At 71.4% G+C, this 15,334-nt stretch carries 12 protein-coding genes and 1 other RNA gene; 5 read left to right on the top strand and 8 right to left on the bottom strand.

From position 1 onward, the window contains the following. Nucleotides 1-20 precede the first annotated feature (20 nt). The 5 genes from ACY3FI_RS07315 to glnA form a co-directional block, all read right to left on the bottom strand. Entirely contained in the window at nt 21-1,445 is a 1,425-nt protein-coding gene (locus ACY3FI_RS07315) for a UDP-glucose dehydrogenase family protein (RefSeq protein WP_462550124.1), read from the bottom strand. Further along, on the bottom strand, nt 1,442-2,965 hold the full coding sequence (locus ACY3FI_RS07310) for a glycoside hydrolase family 26 protein (protein ID WP_462550123.1): 1,524 nt from the start codon (nt 2,963-2,965) through the stop codon (nt 1,442-1,444). The genes ACY3FI_RS07315 and ACY3FI_RS07310 overlap by 4 nt, the downstream gene beginning before the upstream one ends. Continuing rightward, nucleotides 2,958-4,571 (bottom strand): glycosyltransferase family 2 protein, encoded by a 1,614-nt coding sequence (locus ACY3FI_RS07305; RefSeq protein WP_462550122.1) that lies wholly within the window; start codon nt 4,569-4,571, stop codon nt 2,958-2,960. Before ACY3FI_RS07305 ends, ACY3FI_RS07310 begins: the two co-directional genes overlap by 8 nt. Before the next feature lie 548 nt (nt 4,572-5,119). Then, nucleotides 5,120-8,092, bottom strand: coding sequence for a bifunctional [glutamine synthetase] adenylyltransferase/[glutamine synthetase]-adenylyl-L-tyrosine phosphorylase (locus ACY3FI_RS07300; RefSeq protein ID WP_462550121.1), 2,973 nt, complete (start codon nt 8,090-8,092; stop codon nt 5,120-5,122). 22 nt (nt 8,093-8,114) lie between these two features. Further along, nucleotides 8,115-9,452 carry a type I glutamate--ammonia ligase gene (glnA, locus tag ACY3FI_RS07295; RefSeq protein ID WP_462550120.1) on the bottom strand — a complete coding sequence of 446 codons (1,338 nt, stop codon included), beginning with the start codon at nt 9,450-9,452 and terminating at the stop codon, nt 8,115-8,117. A gap of 203 nt (nt 9,453-9,655) precedes the next feature. Here glnA and ACY3FI_RS07290 point away from each other — a divergent pair, with 203 nt between their 5' ends. Both ACY3FI_RS07290 and ACY3FI_RS07285 read left to right on the top strand, forming a co-directional pair. After that, nucleotides 9,656-10,723 (top strand): iron-containing redox enzyme family protein, encoded by a 1,068-nt coding sequence (locus ACY3FI_RS07290; protein WP_462550119.1) that lies wholly within the window; start codon nt 9,656-9,658, stop codon nt 10,721-10,723. Then, a complete protein-coding gene (locus ACY3FI_RS07285; RefSeq protein ID WP_462550118.1) occupies nt 10,720-11,007 on the top strand; it encodes a CDGSH iron-sulfur domain-containing protein in 288 nt (95 codons plus the stop codon). Before ACY3FI_RS07290 ends, ACY3FI_RS07285 begins: the two co-directional genes overlap by 4 nt. 9 nt (nt 11,008-11,016) lie before the next feature. Here ACY3FI_RS07285 and ACY3FI_RS07280 read toward each other — a convergent pair whose 3' ends face one another. Next, nucleotides 11,017-11,196 carry an SPOR domain-containing protein gene (locus ACY3FI_RS07280; protein WP_462550117.1) on the bottom strand — a complete coding sequence of 60 codons (180 nt, stop codon included), beginning with the start codon at nt 11,194-11,196 and terminating at the stop codon, nt 11,017-11,019. A 151-nt stretch (nt 11,197-11,347) separates the two neighbouring features. Between ACY3FI_RS07280 and map the strand changes: the two genes are divergently transcribed. The 3 genes from map (at nt 11,348) to rnpB (ending at nt 13,511) form a co-directional block, all read left to right on the top strand. After that, entirely contained in the window at nt 11,348-12,211 is an 864-nt protein-coding gene (gene map, locus ACY3FI_RS07275) for a type I methionyl aminopeptidase (RefSeq protein ID WP_462550116.1), read from the top strand. A 16-nt stretch (nt 12,212-12,227) separates the two neighbouring features. Further along, nucleotides 12,228-12,977 carry a polyphosphate--glucose phosphotransferase gene (ppgK, locus tag ACY3FI_RS07270; RefSeq protein WP_462550115.1) on the top strand — a complete coding sequence of 250 codons (750 nt, stop codon included), beginning with the start codon at nt 12,228-12,230 and terminating at the stop codon, nt 12,975-12,977. A gap of 179 nt (nt 12,978-13,156) precedes the next feature. Beyond that, nucleotides 13,157-13,511: RNase P RNA component class A (rnpB, locus tag ACY3FI_RS07265), an RNA gene on the top strand. Nucleotides 13,512-13,745: 234 nt separating this feature from the next. Here the strand turns inward: rnpB and ACY3FI_RS07260 are convergent. Further along, complete coding sequence (locus tag ACY3FI_RS07260) at nt 13,746-14,480, bottom strand: zinc ribbon domain-containing protein (protein ID WP_462550114.1); 735 nt, start codon at nt 14,478-14,480, stop codon at nt 13,746-13,748. Further along, complete coding sequence (locus ACY3FI_RS07255; RefSeq protein ID WP_462550113.1) at nt 14,477-15,328, bottom strand: Nif3-like dinuclear metal center hexameric protein; 852 nt, start codon at nt 15,326-15,328, stop codon at nt 14,477-14,479. The genes ACY3FI_RS07260 and ACY3FI_RS07255 overlap by 4 nt, the downstream gene beginning before the upstream one ends. Nucleotides 15,329-15,334: the final 6 nt, after the last annotated feature.

Below are 15,334 nucleotides of genomic sequence, written 5' to 3'. Positions count from 1 at the left end.
CCCGCATCGCGGAACGGTGACTAGCGCGCGGTGGCCACCGCGTCGTTCGTCCCCGCGGCGACGCTCACGGGTGCACCCGTGACCGGAGTCGGACGTCCCAGGGAACGGACGGTCCAACCCGCCTTGACCCAGTCGGTGACCGGGAGGCAGTTGCGGGCGTCGATGACCGTCCGACGCCCGACGACGGCGGCGAGGTCCACGGGCGACGCCTGCACGATGTCGTCCCACTCGGTGAGGACGAGCACGACGTCGGCTCCCTCGATCGCACCCGTCATGGAGTCGGCGTACGTGAGCGTCGGGAACGAGCGACGGGCGGTCTCCATCGCCTCCGGGTCCCACAGCGTGACCTGGGCGCCGCGGAGGTGCAGCGCCGCGGCGACGTTGAGCGCCGGCGAGTCACGGACGTCGTCGGTCAGGGGCTTGAACGCCGCCCCGATCACGGCGACCCGACGGTTCAGGACCGAGCCGCCGAGCGCCTCGATCGTCATGTCGATGACCCGCTCGCGCTGCCCCATGTTGATCTCGTCGACCTGCTGCATGAGGCCGACGACGCGACCGGCACCGATCTCGTTCGCGCGGTGCATGAGCGCCCGGATGTCCTTCGGCAGGCAGCCGCCGCCGAAACCCAGACCGGCGTTGAGGAACTTCCGACCGATGCGGACGTCGTGCCCGAGGGCGTCGGCGAGCGTCGAGACGTCGGCTCCGGTGATGGCGCACATCTCGGAGATCGCGTTGATGAACGAGATCTTCGTGGCGAGGAACGCGTTCGCGCTGACCTTCACCAGCTCGGCCGTGGCGAGGTCCGTCGTGATGACCGGGGTGCCCTCGGCGATCGGTGCGGCGTAGACCTCGCGGATGACGGCGTCGGCCGCGGGCGATGCACCACCCCAGACCAGACGGTCCGGGTGCAGGGTGTCCTCGACGGCCTTGCCCTCGCGGAGGAACTCCGGGTTCCAGATCAGCTCGGCGTCGATGCCCGACGGCGAGAACTCGCGGACGATGCCGCGGAGCCGCTCGGCGGTGCCGACCGGGACCGTCGACTTGCCGACGATGAGGCCCGGGTGCGTCAGGTGCTCGGCGACGCCGCGGGTGGCGCTCTCGACGTAGGTCAGGTTCGCGGCGTGCGAGCCGGCCTTCTGCGGGGTGCCGACGCAGACGAAGTGGACGTCGGCGGCCGCGACCGCTTCCGCGATGTCGGCGGTGAAGCGGAGCTTCCCGCTCGCGACGTGCTTCGTGATGAGCTCGGGCAGCCCGGGCTCGTAGAACGGGACCTCGCCGGCGGACAGCGCCGCGAGCTTGGCCGGGTCGACGTCCACGCCGATGGTCTCGAAGCCCATCTCGGCCATCGCCGCGGCGTGCGTCGCACCGAGGTAGCCGGTGCCGATGACGCTGATGACGGGTGCCGGGCGGAGGTCCGCGGCGTCGGTCTTCTTCTGAGCGGTCATGGGGTGACCTCCTGCAGGTCGTAGTCGATGTCGGTGCGCTTGATCGCCTTCGAGAAGGTCGCGAGGCTGTCCGCGCGGGAGTTGAGGCGCCAGTCGTTCGTGGTGCGGGACCCGTCGACGAGTGTGGTGGCCACCTCGCTGAAGTACGCGAAGCCGCGGATGTCGTCGTTCGCGGGGTCGGCCAGGGCGTCGAACAGGGACGTGATCCACTTCGACTTCTGGCTGTCCGAGGCCGTGCCACCGGTCTCGGTCGCGCCGATCTCGTTGAGGATGATCGGCTTGCCGGGGGCGATCTGCCGGATCTGGGCGAGCGTGGCGCCGAAGGTGTTCTGGAACGTCGGCTGCTCGGTGGCCTTGCGGTAGTAGCCGCTCATGCCGACCCAGTCGACGTACTGCGCACCGGGCCAGTACTTCGCCATGTAGTCGAGCGTCTGGTACTTCGGGTTGCCGAGGTTGTCGATGCGCGTCGGTGACCAGTTCCAGATCGTGTACTGGTTCGCGCCGTTCGCCTGGAAGATCTTCCAGACGTGCTGCCAGACCTGCTGGTACGAACCGGCGGCGTTCTTCTGGGCACTCGACTCGGACCAGCTGTACCACTGGCCGTTCATCTCGTGGTCGAAGCGGAGCACCAGGGGCATCCCGTTCGCCGTGACGGCCTGGGCGTACTTCGTCAGGTAGGCGTCGAACTTGCCCCTGAGGATGTCCTGGTTCGTGTACCCGGGCACGTACGGCTGGTCGTTGCCGGTGGCGGCGGGGACGGACTCCCACGTCATCATCGGCAGGCGGCCGTTCGCCCACGAGCGCTGGATCGCACTCGCGTTGAAGTCCTGGTCGAAGCCCTGGAAGAAGCCGACCATGTTCGTGGCGGTGCCCACCTGGGTGGAGACCTGGTCGTACTCGGACCAGCTGAAGGGCGACTGCGCCGTGTACAGGCCGTACCAGCGGGACTGCTGCCCGAGGATCTGGGCCTTCGTCGGCGTGCTGATCGGCGTCGGGCCGACCGGGTCCTTCGAGGGACCGGTGTTCGGCTTCGTGACGCCGCCGGAGTGGGAGGCACCCGAACCGGACCCGCCGGAACCGGACCCGCCGTTGCCGGAGCCGGCCGCCTGCGCGTCGTGACCCGAGCCGCCGGCGGAGGACGTGCCTCCCGTCCGGCTCTTCGCCGCACCCAGCTGGGACTGGAGCGACGCGATCTGCGCCTTGAGGTCGCCGATCTGGTCGGCCCGGGAGCCGGACTGCGCCGACGACGACTCGAGCTTGCCCTCGAGCGCCCAGATCTGTTGCTGCGCCGCGGTGAGCTTCGTCTGGAGCTCGGCGGCGGAGACGGCCTTCTTCTTCGGCGGGGTGACCCCGAGCGCCTGGTGGACCGCGGTCGAGACGGGTCCGGAGGGCGACACCCACACCGTGTAGGTGATGAGCCCGAGGACGAGGACGATGGCGGTGGTGCCGATGGCGGTCAGGCGCGCGTGCTTGCTCGACTGCGCCCACCATGCACCCGAGGAACGGATGAGGTCAGACAATGAGGAACGCCTCCAGGGCGAAGATCGCGAAGCCGATGCAGTACGGGATCGCGGCGTACGGGTTGTAGCGACGGACGCGGGCTGGCTTGGCGGGCGCGGCAGCGGAACCGGCGGTGGCCGACGAGGCGGCCGCAGCGGCAGCCGTCGAGCGGCGGGTGGCCAGGACGGTCGCGGTGGAGTTGGTGGTCACGTCGAGGCCGGGCGCTGCCTGCGTCGTGCCGAACAGGTCCTCGAAGGCGCGGTCCGCGGCGAGCTGCTCGTCGCCCGTGGTCGCACGGCCGAAGCCGGGTGCGTCCACCGGGCTCACCGGCGTCTGTGTGACGGCGGCCTGCGGCTGCGCGGGGTCCTCCTCCATCGGGCCACCGGCGTACGCGCCGGCACGGGTGCCCCAGCCGGACGCGTGCGCCAGGCGGAAGAAGCCGATGAGGCGGATCGGCATCAGGAAGAAGGTGGACACGATGATGAACATCGGCAGGCGGAAGAAGTCGCTCGGCTTCTCGGCGAGGTGCCGCATCTGCCGGATGGCCATGCTCAGGACGCTCGACACGACCATCGCGCCGGCGACGTAGACGAACCCGGTCGAGAAGCCGTACTGGGACAGGATGCCCTCGTACAGGTTCTCGCCCTGCCCGGTCAGCGCGCGGTAGATCCAGCCGGCGATCACGCCGAAGAGCATGAACGGCAGGATGATGTCGGTGAGGAAGAACACCGCCAGGATCGGCGCGTGGCCGAGCATCCAGGGCAGCATCCGGAGGGTGTTGTACTGCGACCCACGGGCCCAGCGGAGCTGCTGCTTGAACAGCTTCTTCACCTGCAGCGGGGCATCCGTGTACACCAGCGACGTGTACTGGTAGACGGTGCGGTACCCCTCCTTGAGCGTCAGGTTCGTCAGCGTCCGGTCGTCGGACACCTCGAGGAAGACGCCCATGAACTTCTCGTGCATGAAGGCGTCCATGACGCGCACGAGGATGTTCCGGCGGAAGGCGATCGTGCGGCCCGGCAGGCAGCCGATCTGGCCGAGGACGCTCTGCGCGGGCATCGAGTAGAGCGCGCGGGAGTTCTCCAGCCAGTCCGCCCAGCGGGTGATCCACGAGCGGGTCGGCTCGAGGATGCGCTGGCGGGTGGTGACGCCGCCGACGGACTCGTCGGCGAACGGCTTGAGGAGCTCGTCGAGCGTGCCCGGCGTCCAGACGGTGTCGGAGTCGACGAGGATCGTGATGTCGCCGTTCGACATCTCGGTGCCGACCTTGACCGCGTTGCGCTTGCCGGGGATCGGCGTGTGGGTCCAGCGCACGAGCGGGGCGAACTCCTCGCAGACCTCCTCGAGCGCTTCGTTGCGGGCGCCGTTGATGACGACGATGATCTCGCCCGGACGCTGCTCGACCATGCGGCCGATCACGTCGCGGAAGAGGTCGAGCGGTTCGTCCACGACGGGGACGACGACGCTCGTGGTGCCGGTGTAGGTGCCGGTGTAGGGGCGGTAGCGTGCGGACAGGACGACCTTGAGCAGCCAGAGCAACCAGATCACCGCGGAGTACACGGCGAACAGGTAGAACTCGGGGTGCCCTTCGACCATCTGCCGGATCTGCAGAATGAAGGTGAACATCGATCCCTGCTTCAACGTTCGAGGTGGGGATTCCGCTTCATCGAGGAACCAGTGGTCGGTTCGGGTGGGTTCATCGTGCAGAACCGTGACGCCCCGCGCAACACGTCCCCCGAGCGAGGGCGTTTCGAGTGCGTTACGGGGTACGTCCTGGTCCCCCTCTCGTCCCACGAGGCCTGTCCGCACCAGTGCTGACAGCACTCCTACCGACCGCGAGGCGGGCAACCCGGACCCTGCACGGCTGTTCAGACCACCGGGAGGCACGCGGCGTCTCGGCGACAAACCCCCGGTCAGCGCGTGGTTCCGGGTACTGCGTCTGGTCGGCTCCGACAGGCGGGTTGCGGTGTTCCGCAGCGTTGGTCACGGCGCGGTCACGACCCTGACCGGTCGGTGAGAACGGGGTACACGACTCCGAGCCGGGGGACGGTTTCGCGACGCACGCTGTTCACGTGCGACATCGTGTCACGTTCGCGCAGGGACGTCATCCCGGGCGTGTCGCGCGCCCGCGGGGCCGCGTCGGACCCGGCGCGTCGCGCGCCCGCGGCGCCGCGTCAGGCGCCGTAGAACTCGCGCTCGAACACCTGGCGGGCGCGCCGGGTGACGCCGAGGTAGTCGTCCTCGAGCTGCGACGCGGAACCCGGCGGGTACTCCATCAGCCGTGCGATCCCCTCGAGTTGCACCCGGTCCACCGGCAGCACGTCGGTCGTCCGGCCGGACCAGAGCACCAGGGCGCTGCGGGTCCGCGACGCGAAGCGCCACGCAGCCCCGAGTCGCTCGGCGTCCTCCGCACCGATCAGCCCGGCGGCCGTCGCGGCGTCGAGGGCCTCGAGCGTCGAGGTCGTGCGGAGTCCGGGCACCGTGAGGGCGTGCTGCAGCTGGAGGAGCTGCACGAACCACTCCACGTCGCTGAGCGACCCGCGGCCGAGCTTCAGGTGCCTGGACGGGTCGGCCCCGCGCGGCAGGCGCTCGGACTCGACGCGCGCCTTGATCCGCCGGACCTCGCGCACCTGCTGGTCGTCGATGTGCTCCGGGTAGCGGGTCCGGTCGGCCAGTCGCTCGAAGTCGCGCAGCAGGCGCTCGTCACCCACCGCGCCCCGGGCGCGCAGGAGCGCCTGCGCCTCCCACGTCAGCGACCACCGGGCGTAGTAGGCCCCGTAGGACTCCAGGGTCCGGACGACGGGACCGTTCTTCCCCTCCGGCCGCAGGTCGATGTCGAGCTCGAACGGGTGGATCGCGTCGTCGGTCAGCCGCGAGAGCTCGCGGACGATGGTCTGCGCGGCGCGTGAGGCCCGCTCGGTGTCGAGGTCCGCGGCGGCACGGTACACGTAGAGGACGTCGGCGTCGGACCCGAAGCCCAGCTCGCGGCCTCCGTACCGACCCATCGCGATGACGCCGAACTCCAGGCCGGCCGGGGCGTCCCGCCGTGCCAGGGCCAGGGCGCCGGTCAGGGTCGTCTCGGTGACGTCGCTGAGCGCCGGACCGAGCGCGTCGACGTCGAGGTACCCGAGCACCGCGGCCATGCCCAGCCGCAGGGTCTCACGCCGACGAGCACCGCGGATGAGGGCCGCCGCTCCCCCGACGTCGTCGCCGTGCCGAGCCGTGACGGCGCCGATCTCCGCGAGGAGCGACGACAGCGGACGCGGACGGAGCAGGCTGTCCGGCTCGTCGAGCCACGCGACGGCCTCGGGGAACCGTTCGAGCAGGCCGGCGAGGAACGCCGACTCGGACAGCACCGTCGTCAGGGAGTGTGCCGCCCCGGACGAGTCGCGGAGCATCCGGAGGAACCAGCTCGACTCCCCCAGCGTGTCGCTCAGCCGACGGAAGGCGAGCAGGGCGCGGTCCGGCGCGGGCCCCTCCGCCATCCAACGCAGCAGGACGGGCAGCAGGTTCCGCTGGATCGCGGCACGACGGCTCGTGCCCTGCGTGAGCGCCCGGATGTGACGCAGCGCCCCGGACGGGTCGACGAAGCCGATCGCGCCCAGGCGGTCGACCGCCTGGTCGCTCGTCAGCACGATGTCGCCGTCGGTCGCGGCCACCGCGGACAGCAGCGGACGGTAGAACAACCGCTCGTGGAGCCCGCGGACCTCGAGCTTCACGCCCCGCCACCGGGTCTCGAGCGCCCCGGCGGAAGCGGCGAGGCCGGTCGAGCGGGCGAGGACGCGCAGTTCCTCTTCGTCGGAGGGCATCAGGTGCGTGCGCTGCAGCCGACGGAGTTGGATGCGGTGTTCGAGGAGCCGGAGCAGCGCGTAGTCCGGGCCGAACCGCGCGGCCTCGGGGCGACCCACGTACCCGGCTGCCGTGAGTGCGTCCATCGCCTCGAGCGTCGACCGGACCCGCACCGACTCGTCGTCGCGGCCGTGCACCAGCTGCAGGAGCTGCACGGTGAACTCGACGTCGCGGAGGCCGCCGGGACCGAGCTTGAGCTGCCGGTCGACCTCGGCGTCCGGGATGTGCTCGGTGACCCGCTGCCGCATTCGCTGCACGGACTCGACGAACCCGGGGCGCTTGGCCGACGACCACACGAACGGGGCGACCGCATCGGCGTACCGCCGGCCGAGGCCTGCCGACCCGGCGATGGGCCGGGCCTTGAGGAGGGCCTGGAACTCCCACTCCTTGGCCCAGCGCTCGTAGTACGCGACGTGTGAGTCGAGCGTCCGGACGAGCGCGCCGTCCTTGCCCTCGGGTCGGAGGTTCGCGTCGACCTCCCACAGCGCTGGCTCGGCGGCCAGGTCGGTGATGGCGTGCGTCGCGGCGATCGCCAGGCGCGTCGCGATGAGCACGGCACGGTCGGTGCCGACTCCGGTGTCCGCGTCGTCGTCGCGCGTCGGCTCCGTGACGAAGATGACGTCGACGTCGCTGACGTAGTTGAGCTCACGGGCACCCGCCTTGCCCATCGCGATCACCGCGAGCGGGGTGGCCGCGACGTCGCGGGCGGGGAACGGGACCTCACGCCGCGCGACGTCCACCGCGGCCTCGAGTGCGGCACCGGCGAGGTCGGCCAGGCCGGCGGCGACGGCTGGGAACGCCTCGGTCGGCGCCGGGTGCAGCACGTCGAAGAGGGCGATCTGGGCGAGGTGCCGCCGGTAGCGCACCCGCAGGCGCATCCGGGCGTCCTCGCCCGTGGCGCCGTCGACCGCCTCGAGGAGCGACGCCGTGTAGCGCTCCTGCGGCCAGGGCTCCGTGACCGGGTCGAGCAGCACCGCGATCTCGGCGGGCCGACGGTGCAGGAACTCGCCGAGACCGACCGACGCCCCGAGCAGCCGCACGAGCCGTTCCGTCGCGTCCGGTTCGGCGAGCACGGGACGGAGTTCGTCCCGAGCCCGCTCGAGCAGCCGTTCGAACAGCCGCAGCGCGCCGTCGGGGTCGGCCACCGCGCCCCACGGTCCGGGCTCGCCGCCGAGCGGGAGCGGGAGGCCGGGGCCGAACCGTTCCTCGAGGTCGGCGATGCGCGCCAGGCTGTCGGACAGCTCCGCGAAGCCCAGGCGGGCCAACTCGGAACGCGACGTCGTCGTGCGGCCGGTCATCGGGTGCGGTGCTCCGGTCGGGCTACAGGGCGCCGAGGTTCGTGTCGAGCTCGAACGGCGTCACCTGGTCGCGGTAGGCCTTCCACTCCTGCCGCTTGTTCAGCAGCACGAAGTTGAAGACCTGCTCGCCCAGCGTCTCGGCGACGAGTTCGGAGTCCTCCATGAGGCCCAGTGCGTGGTCGAGGCTCGCCGGGAGCTGCTTGTAGCCCAGGGCACGACGCTCGGAGTCGGACAGGCTCCACACGTTGTCCTCGGCCTCGGGCGGGAGCTCGTAGCCCTCGTCGATGCCCTTCAACCCGGCCGCGAGCAGCAGGGAGTACGCCAGGTACGGGTTCGCCGCCGAGTCGATGCCGCGGTACTCGACGCGCGCGGACTGGCCCTTGTTCGGCTTGTACAGCGGTACGCGGACGAGCGCGGACCGGTTGTTGTGGCCCCAGGTGACGAAGGACGGGGCCTCGTCGCCGCCCCAGAGCCGCTTGTAGGAGTTGACGAACTGGTTCGTGACCGCCGTGATCTCCGGCGCGTGCTTGAGCACGCCCGCGATGAAGTGCTTCGCGGTCTGCGAGAGCTGGTACTGGCCGCCGGCCTCGTAGAAGGCGTTCTGGTCACCCTCGAACAGCGACACGTGCGTGTGCATGCCGGAGCCGGGCTGGCCGGAGAGCGGCTTCGGCATGAAGGTCGCGTACACGCCCTGCTCGATCGCCACCTCCTTCACCACCGTGCGGAACGTCATGATGTTGTCCGCCATCGTCAGTGCGTCGGCGTACCGGAGGTCGATCTCGTTCTGCCCGGGGCCTGCCTCGTGGTGGGAGAACTCCACCGAGATGCCGAGGTCCTCGAGCATCCGGACCGAGCGGCGGCGGAAGTCGTGCGCGCTGCCGCCGGGGACGTTGTCGAAGTAGCCGGCCTGGTCGACGGGCTTCGGGCCGCCGTCCTTCCAGTCGCGGCTCTTGAGCAGGTAGAACTCGATCTCGGGGTGCGTGTAGAACGTGAACCCGCGGTCGCTCGCCTTGGCGAGCGTGCGCTTCAGCACGTTGCGGGGGTCGGCCACGGCGGGCTGCCCGTCCGGCGTCGTGATGTCGCAGAACATGCGCGCGGTCGGGTCGATCTCACCGCGCCAGGGCAGGATCTGGAAGGTCGACGGGTCCGGGTGCGCGAGCACGTCGGCCTCGTACGAGCGGGTCAGCCCCTCGATCGCGGAGCCGTCGAAGCCGATGCCCTCGGCGAAGGCGCCCTCGACCTCGGCCGGGGCGATCGCCACCGACTTCAGCGTCCCGATGACGTCCGTGAACCAGAGTCGGATGAACTTGATGCCGCGCTCTTCGATGGTGCGGAGCACGAAGTCCGTCTGCTTGTCCATGCACGCCCTCTCCGTGGTGCTCGTGACCGGTACGGCCCGTCCGGACAGCCTATTGGTCCGGGCCGTGGGCGCGCGACGCCCGCACGAGGTGCAGCGGCGCTCCGGGGGCGGTTCCCGAGTGCCCGTCCAGGTGGCACGTCCAGGCTCGTGGACGGTCGACGTTGCTGCCAGCCGGCCGACACCCTCTTGCGAACGGAGTCCTCATGGCCGTCCTCGACGCCGCCGACGTCCTCACCCAGACCCCGATGGCCCTGCCGTCGCACCGCGGGCCGCTCAGCGCGGCCGTGGCCAGCGCACTCACGGGCGTGCGCGACACCGCGGGCCTCCGCGCCGAGGCCGTCGCCGCCGTGGACCGCGCGGAGGACGTCCTCACCGACGAGGACGTCCAGCTCGCGCTCTTCGTGCTGTACGAGCTCCACTACGGCGGCGTCCGGGACGTCGACGACGCCCTGGAGTGGGACACCGGGCTGCTCGCTGCCCGTGCCGTGCTGGAGGCCGCGCACGAGGCCGCGGTGCGCGCCGCCGTGCCGCAACCGGACCGTCCCGAGCCGACCGCCGAGGCCGTGTCCGCCGCCCTGTTCGCGCTGACCGGCGCGGACGACGGCCCGAGCCTGTCCCGCTGGGTGGCCCGGAAGGCGGACCGCGAGCAGATCCGCGAGTTCCTGGTGCAGAAGACGCCGTACACGCTCAAGGAGGCCGACCCGCACAGCTGGGCGATCCCGAGGCTCTCCGGCCGGGCGAAGTCCGCGCTCGTCGAGATCCAGTCGGACGAGTACGGCGGCGGGCGGCCGAAGCGCATCCACTCCGCGATCTTCGCGCGCACCCTGCGCGCCGCCGGCCTCGACGACTCGTACGGCGCCTACGTCGACCTCGTGCCCGCGATCACGCTCGCCGCGCTCAACACCATGAGCCTCTTCGGGCTGCACCGACGGCTCCGCGGCGCCATCGTCGGGCACCTCGCCGCCTTCGAGATGACCTCGTCGATCCCGAGCAAGCTCTACGGCGACGGGTTCCGGCGCGCCGGGTTCGACGAGGACGCCACGTGGTACTTCGACGAGCACGTCGAGGCGGACGCCGTGCACGAGCAGATCGCCGGCCGCGACCTCGCGGGCGGGCTGGTCGAGGCAGACCCGACGCTGCTCGACGACGTCATGTTCGGCGCCGCGGCGTGCCTGGTCGTCGAGGGGATGGTCGGCGGCCACGTGCTGTCGGCGTGGCAGGCGGGCACCACGTCGCTCCGTCAGCCGCTGGCCGCGGAGGCGACGGCGTGACGCACCGTGGCGGCACCGACGACCACGGGACCCGACACGGCGACGACCACGCGGACGAGCCCGAGCTCGTCGCCTACCCGGACGGCCCGTTCCTGCTGCGGGGCGACGTCCGCATCGTCGGCCCGGACGGCCAGGAACTCCCCCGCCGTCGGCGCACCGTCGCCCTCTGCCGCTGCGGCAAGTCGATGCTGAAGCCCTACTGCGACGGCACGCACAAGATCATCGGGTTCCGCACCGAGCCCGAGGTGCCGGGCACGGACCCGCGGGACGCGTCCGCCGACTGACCGGACGGCTCAGCGGTCCTCGTCGTCCCAGCGCTCGTTGTTCGACCGGATGCGCTCGAGCGCGTGCTCAGCTTCCTCGCGCGTCTCGAACGGGCCGATGCGGTCGCGCTGCGGGGACTGCGGACCCTGCTCCACCGTGTGCGCCTTCTCGTTGAACCACCACTGGGACTCGATGCGTTCGTCGCTCATGCCGCCACCGTACCCACCGGACCGTCTGGAGGCGCGGTGCCGGTCCGCCGGACCGGCACCGCGCCTCCAGACGGTCGCGCGAGCGCGGGGCGCCGCCCCGCGGGTGCGCTCGGCGCGCTCGGCGCGCCCGGCCGCGGCTAGAGTGGTCGGCATGCCCCGGGACGAACACGGACACCTGACCGCCGGCCGGATCTCCCCGCAGCGCAGCGTCCCGAAGGACATCGAGCGTCCGGAGTACGTCGGTCGCGCCGAACCGCGCGAGCACGGCCTCGGCGACACGTACACGCCGGAGGAGGTCGAGCGGATCCGTGCCGCCGGCCGCATCGCCTCGCGGGCGATCGACGCCGTCGGTGAGGCGATCCGCCCGGGTGTCACCACGGACGAGCTCGACCGCATCGGACACGAGTACGTCGTCGGCCACGGCGCGTACCCCTCGACGCTCGGCTACCGCGGCTACCCGAAGTCGCTCTGCTCGAGCCTCAACGAGGTCATCTGCCACGGGATCCCGGACGACACCGTGCTGCAGGAGGGCGACCTCGTCAACATCGACATCACCGCCTACAAGGACGGGATGCACGGCGACACGAACCGCACGTTCATCGTCGGCGAGGGCACGCAGGAGGTCCGCGACCTCGTCACCCGCACGGAAGAGGCGCTGCGGCGCGGCATCAAGGCCGTCGCTCCGGGCCGGCAGGTGAACGTCATCGGTCGTGCCATCGAGGCGTACGCCAAGCGCTTCGGGTACGGCGTCGTCCGTGACTACACCGGGCACGGCGTCGGACGGGCCTTCCACTCGGGGTTGATCATCCCCCACTACGACGCACCGCGCTTCGACGACGTCATCGAGCCGGGCATGGTGTTCACCATCGAGCCCATGCTGACGCTCGGCGGCATCGACGCCGACATCTGGTCCGACGACTGGACCGTCAGCACCCGCGACAAGTCGTGGACCGCGCAGTTCGAACACACCCTCGTCGTCACCGAACGCGGCGCGGAACTCCTCACCGTCTCCTGAAAGGGCACCAGCTCCCATGACCTCACTCGCAGTCGGCGTCGACATCGGCGGCACGGGCATCAAGGGCGCGATCGTCGACGTCGCCACCGGCGAGCTCACCACCGACCGGATCAAGAAGGCCACCCCCGAGGGCGGCAAGCCGCACGACATCGTCGCCGTGGCGAAGTCGATCCTCGACGAACTGGCCCCCGCCGCGGACGTCCCGGTGGGCGTGTGCTTCCCGGCGATCGTCCGCGACGGCAAGACGATGTCCGCCGCGAACGTGTCGAAGAAGTGGATCGGCTTCGAGGCCGAGGCGCTCTTCGAGAAGGAGCTCGGCCGCAGCATCCACTTCGTCAACGACGCCGACGCCGCCGGGTTCGCCGAGCAGCAGTTCGGCGCCGCGAAGGGCAAGGACGGCCTGGTCATCGTCACCACGCTCGGCACCGGCATCGGCTCGGCGCTCATCAACGACGGCGTGCTCATCGTGAACTCGGAGCTCGGGCACCTCGAGATCGACGGGCACGACGCCGAGTCGAAGGCGTCGTTCGCCGCGAAGGAGCGCGACGACCTCTCCTGGAAGCACTGGGCGAAGCGGCTGCAGAAGTACTACTCGACGCTCGAGGCGCTGCTCTCCCCGGAGCTCTTCGTCGTCGGGGGCGGCGTGTCGAAGCAGCACGAGGAGTTCCTGCCGCTGCTCGACCTGCAGGCGGAGATCATCCCGGCGACCCTCCGCAACAACGCGGGCATCATCGGCGCGGCGACCCTGGCGGCCCGCAGCAAGTAGGGGTCGTGCCGCCGGCGGCGGTCTCGGGGCTGGGCCACCGTCATCGAGCGGGCACGACACGCCGCGGGTATGCCGGCGCGAGTGCAATCCCCGTCGGCCGGCGGCGCCGAGCGTGACAGATGTTGCACGCTCGGCGCGCGGGACGGCGGCCTCGGTGCCGGTAGACTCGGGCGTGCGAATGGGTCGGTGAGACGGTCGCGTCGCTCCCCCGGGAGCGCCGAGGAACGTCCGGGCTCCACAGAGCAGGGCGGTGGGTAACACCCACCCGGAGCAATCCGCGAGACAGTGCCACAGAAAGCAGACCGCCGGCGGTGACGTCGGTAAGGGTGAAACGGTGGTGTAAGAGACCACCAGGGGTCCGGGTGACCGGATCCGCTCGGTGAACCTCGCCCGGAGCAAGGTCAGACAGAGGACGTCGAGGCTGCTCGCTGAGTCCTCGGGTAGACCGCTGGAGGCCGACGGCAACGTCGGTCCGAGAGAGATGGCCGTCACCGCGAGAGCGGGACAGAACCCGGCGTACGGCCGGCCCATTCGCACCACACTCCCCCGCAGCGCACGGCCGGCCCCCGGCGCCGGCCCGGCTGCCGCCCCGCCCGGGTCTCGCGCTCGGCGACACTCCTCGCGGCCGGCGGCCCGAGATCGGTCGCCTGCCCCGAGACTCGCGCCCGAGGTGCGGTGCCGCGCACCCGTCGGTCTGGAGGCGCGGGGCGGGCCCGCACCGCGCCTCCCGTCCGACGGGTGGCCGGGCCGCCCCGCGCCGTGCAGCGCCTAGAGCCCCGACTCGGCGGTACGGATGAGGATCGCGTCGCTGTCCGGGCACAGCACCACGTCGTCCGGCGCCGCCGCGCGGATGGTCTGCAGATCCGACGCGGTGAGCGTCACCCCCGACGCGGTCGAGACCCCGCCCTGCAGCAGCGACGCACCGAAGCCGTACCGTGCACGCTGCCGGTCGTAGAGCGCGAGCAGGTCGGCCGGGACCTTGGCTGCCACGTCGGCGCGGCTCTGCTCGGCCGAGACACGGTCGGCCTCGAGCCGGGCGATCTCGGTGTCCCGCTCCGCGACGAGGGACGTGCGCGAGGCCTCGATGTCGACGAGCTGCGCCTCGATGTCCCCGACCGCCGCGCGGCGGACGTCGAGCTGCTCCATGACCTCGAGCTCGGCGGTCTCCAGGTCGCCGATCCGCCGCTGCAGCGAGTCGAGCTCGCTCTGCAGCCCGGCGGCGTCCTTCGCGTTCGCGACGTGCTGCAGGAGCGTCGTGTCCCGCTCGATCCGGGCTTGCGCCGTCGCGGTGTCCGACTCGAGGCGGGCGAGGTCGCGCTCGGCGTCCTCGACCTCACCGGTGGCAGCGGCGAGCTGCGCACGGAGCGCGGCCGCCTGCGAGCCGAGCGCCGTGAGCTTCTCGCCCTTCTGCAACGACGTGATGCGGTGCGCGATGCGGGTCACGTCGTTGTCGAGTCGCTGGACGTCGAGGAGGACGACCTGGTCCTCGGGTGCTGCCTTCACGGTCGGTCTCCTTCGGTAGCGGGGGTGGGTTCGGCCGCCGGCAGGACCGCGAAGTCCCACGGGTCGGTGCGGAGGTCGCTCACGGTGACGCGGACGCCCGCAGCGGCGCGGAGCTGCTCGGCGGCGACGTCGAGCCAGAGCCACTCGGTGGCCCAGTGCGAGGTGTCGATCAGGGCCGGCCCGTCGGCGACGAGGGCCTGCTCGCGGAACTCGGATGCCGGGTGGTGGCGGAGGTCGCTCGTCACGTACACGTCGGCCGCGAGGACCTCGGGGTTCCGGAGGTACGCGTCGCCGGCACCGGCGCACAGGGCGACCGTGCGGACGGGCTGCTCGAAGCCGCCGGATACACGGACGCCGGTGGCGGTGCCCGGCAGCAGGTCGACGAGGGTACGTGCGAGGGCACCGAGGGTCGTCGGCCGTGCGAGCGTGCCGACGCGTCCGATCCCGGTCTCCGCGTCGGCACCTGCTTCGAGCGGGCGCTGGTCGGCGAGGCCGAGCCGGTCCGCGAGCACGGCGGAGGTGCCGGTCGTGACGACGTCGGCGTTCGTGTGTGCCGCGACGAGGGCGGTCCCGCCGCGTACGAGGGTGGCGAGCACGCTCCCCTTGTAGGTCGACTCGGCGATGGTCGTCACGCCGCGGAGCAGCAGCGGGTGGTGTGTGAGGAGCAGGTCGGCGCCGAGGTCGACGGCCTCCCGCGCGGTGGCGGGCACGGCGTCGACGGCGAGGTGGACGTGCTCGACGGCGGCGTCCGGGTCACCGGAGACCAAGCCGACGGCGTCCCACGACTCGGCTCCTGCGGCGGGCCACAGGTCCTCGATCACGGCCTGGAGTTCGCGGAGCGTCGGCATCCCGTC

The sequence above is a fragment of the Curtobacterium sp. RM9 genome (assembly GCF_054956955.1).
Note: the sequence above shows the minus strand (reverse complement) of the source record. Positions and strands in the feature narration are given on the sequence as shown.

Bases quoted from the DNA above. Each gene is read 5' to 3' on its own strand.
- ACY3FI_RS07315 (WP_462550124.1), bottom strand. From the start codon at position 1,445: ATGACCGCTCAGAAGAAGACCGACGCCGCGGACCTCCGCCCGGCACCC.
- ACY3FI_RS07305 (WP_462550122.1), bottom strand. From the start codon at position 4,571: ATGTTCACCTTCATTCTGCAGATCCGGCAGATGGTCGAAGGGCACCCC.
- ACY3FI_RS07300 (WP_462550121.1), bottom strand. From the start codon at position 8,092: ATGACCGGCCGCACGACGACGTCGCGTTCCGAGTTGGCCCGCCTGGGC.
- glnA (WP_462550120.1), bottom strand. From the start codon at position 9,452: ATGGACAAGCAGACGGACTTCGTGCTCCGCACCATCGAAGAGCGCGGC.
- ACY3FI_RS07290 (WP_462550119.1), top strand. From the start codon at position 9,656: ATGGCCGTCCTCGACGCCGCCGACGTCCTCACCCAGACCCCGATGGCC.
- ACY3FI_RS07280 (WP_462550117.1), bottom strand. From the start codon at position 11,196: ATGAGCGACGAACGCATCGAGTCCCAGTGGTGGTTCAACGAGAAGGCG.
- map (WP_462550116.1), top strand. From the start codon at position 11,348: ATGCCCCGGGACGAACACGGACACCTGACCGCCGGCCGGATCTCCCCG.
- ppgK (WP_462550115.1), top strand. From the start codon at position 12,228: ATGACCTCACTCGCAGTCGGCGTCGACATCGGCGGCACGGGCATCAAG.
- ACY3FI_RS07255 (WP_462550113.1), bottom strand. From the start codon at position 15,328: ATGCCGACGCTCCGCGAACTCCAGGCCGTGATCGAGGACCTGTGGCCC.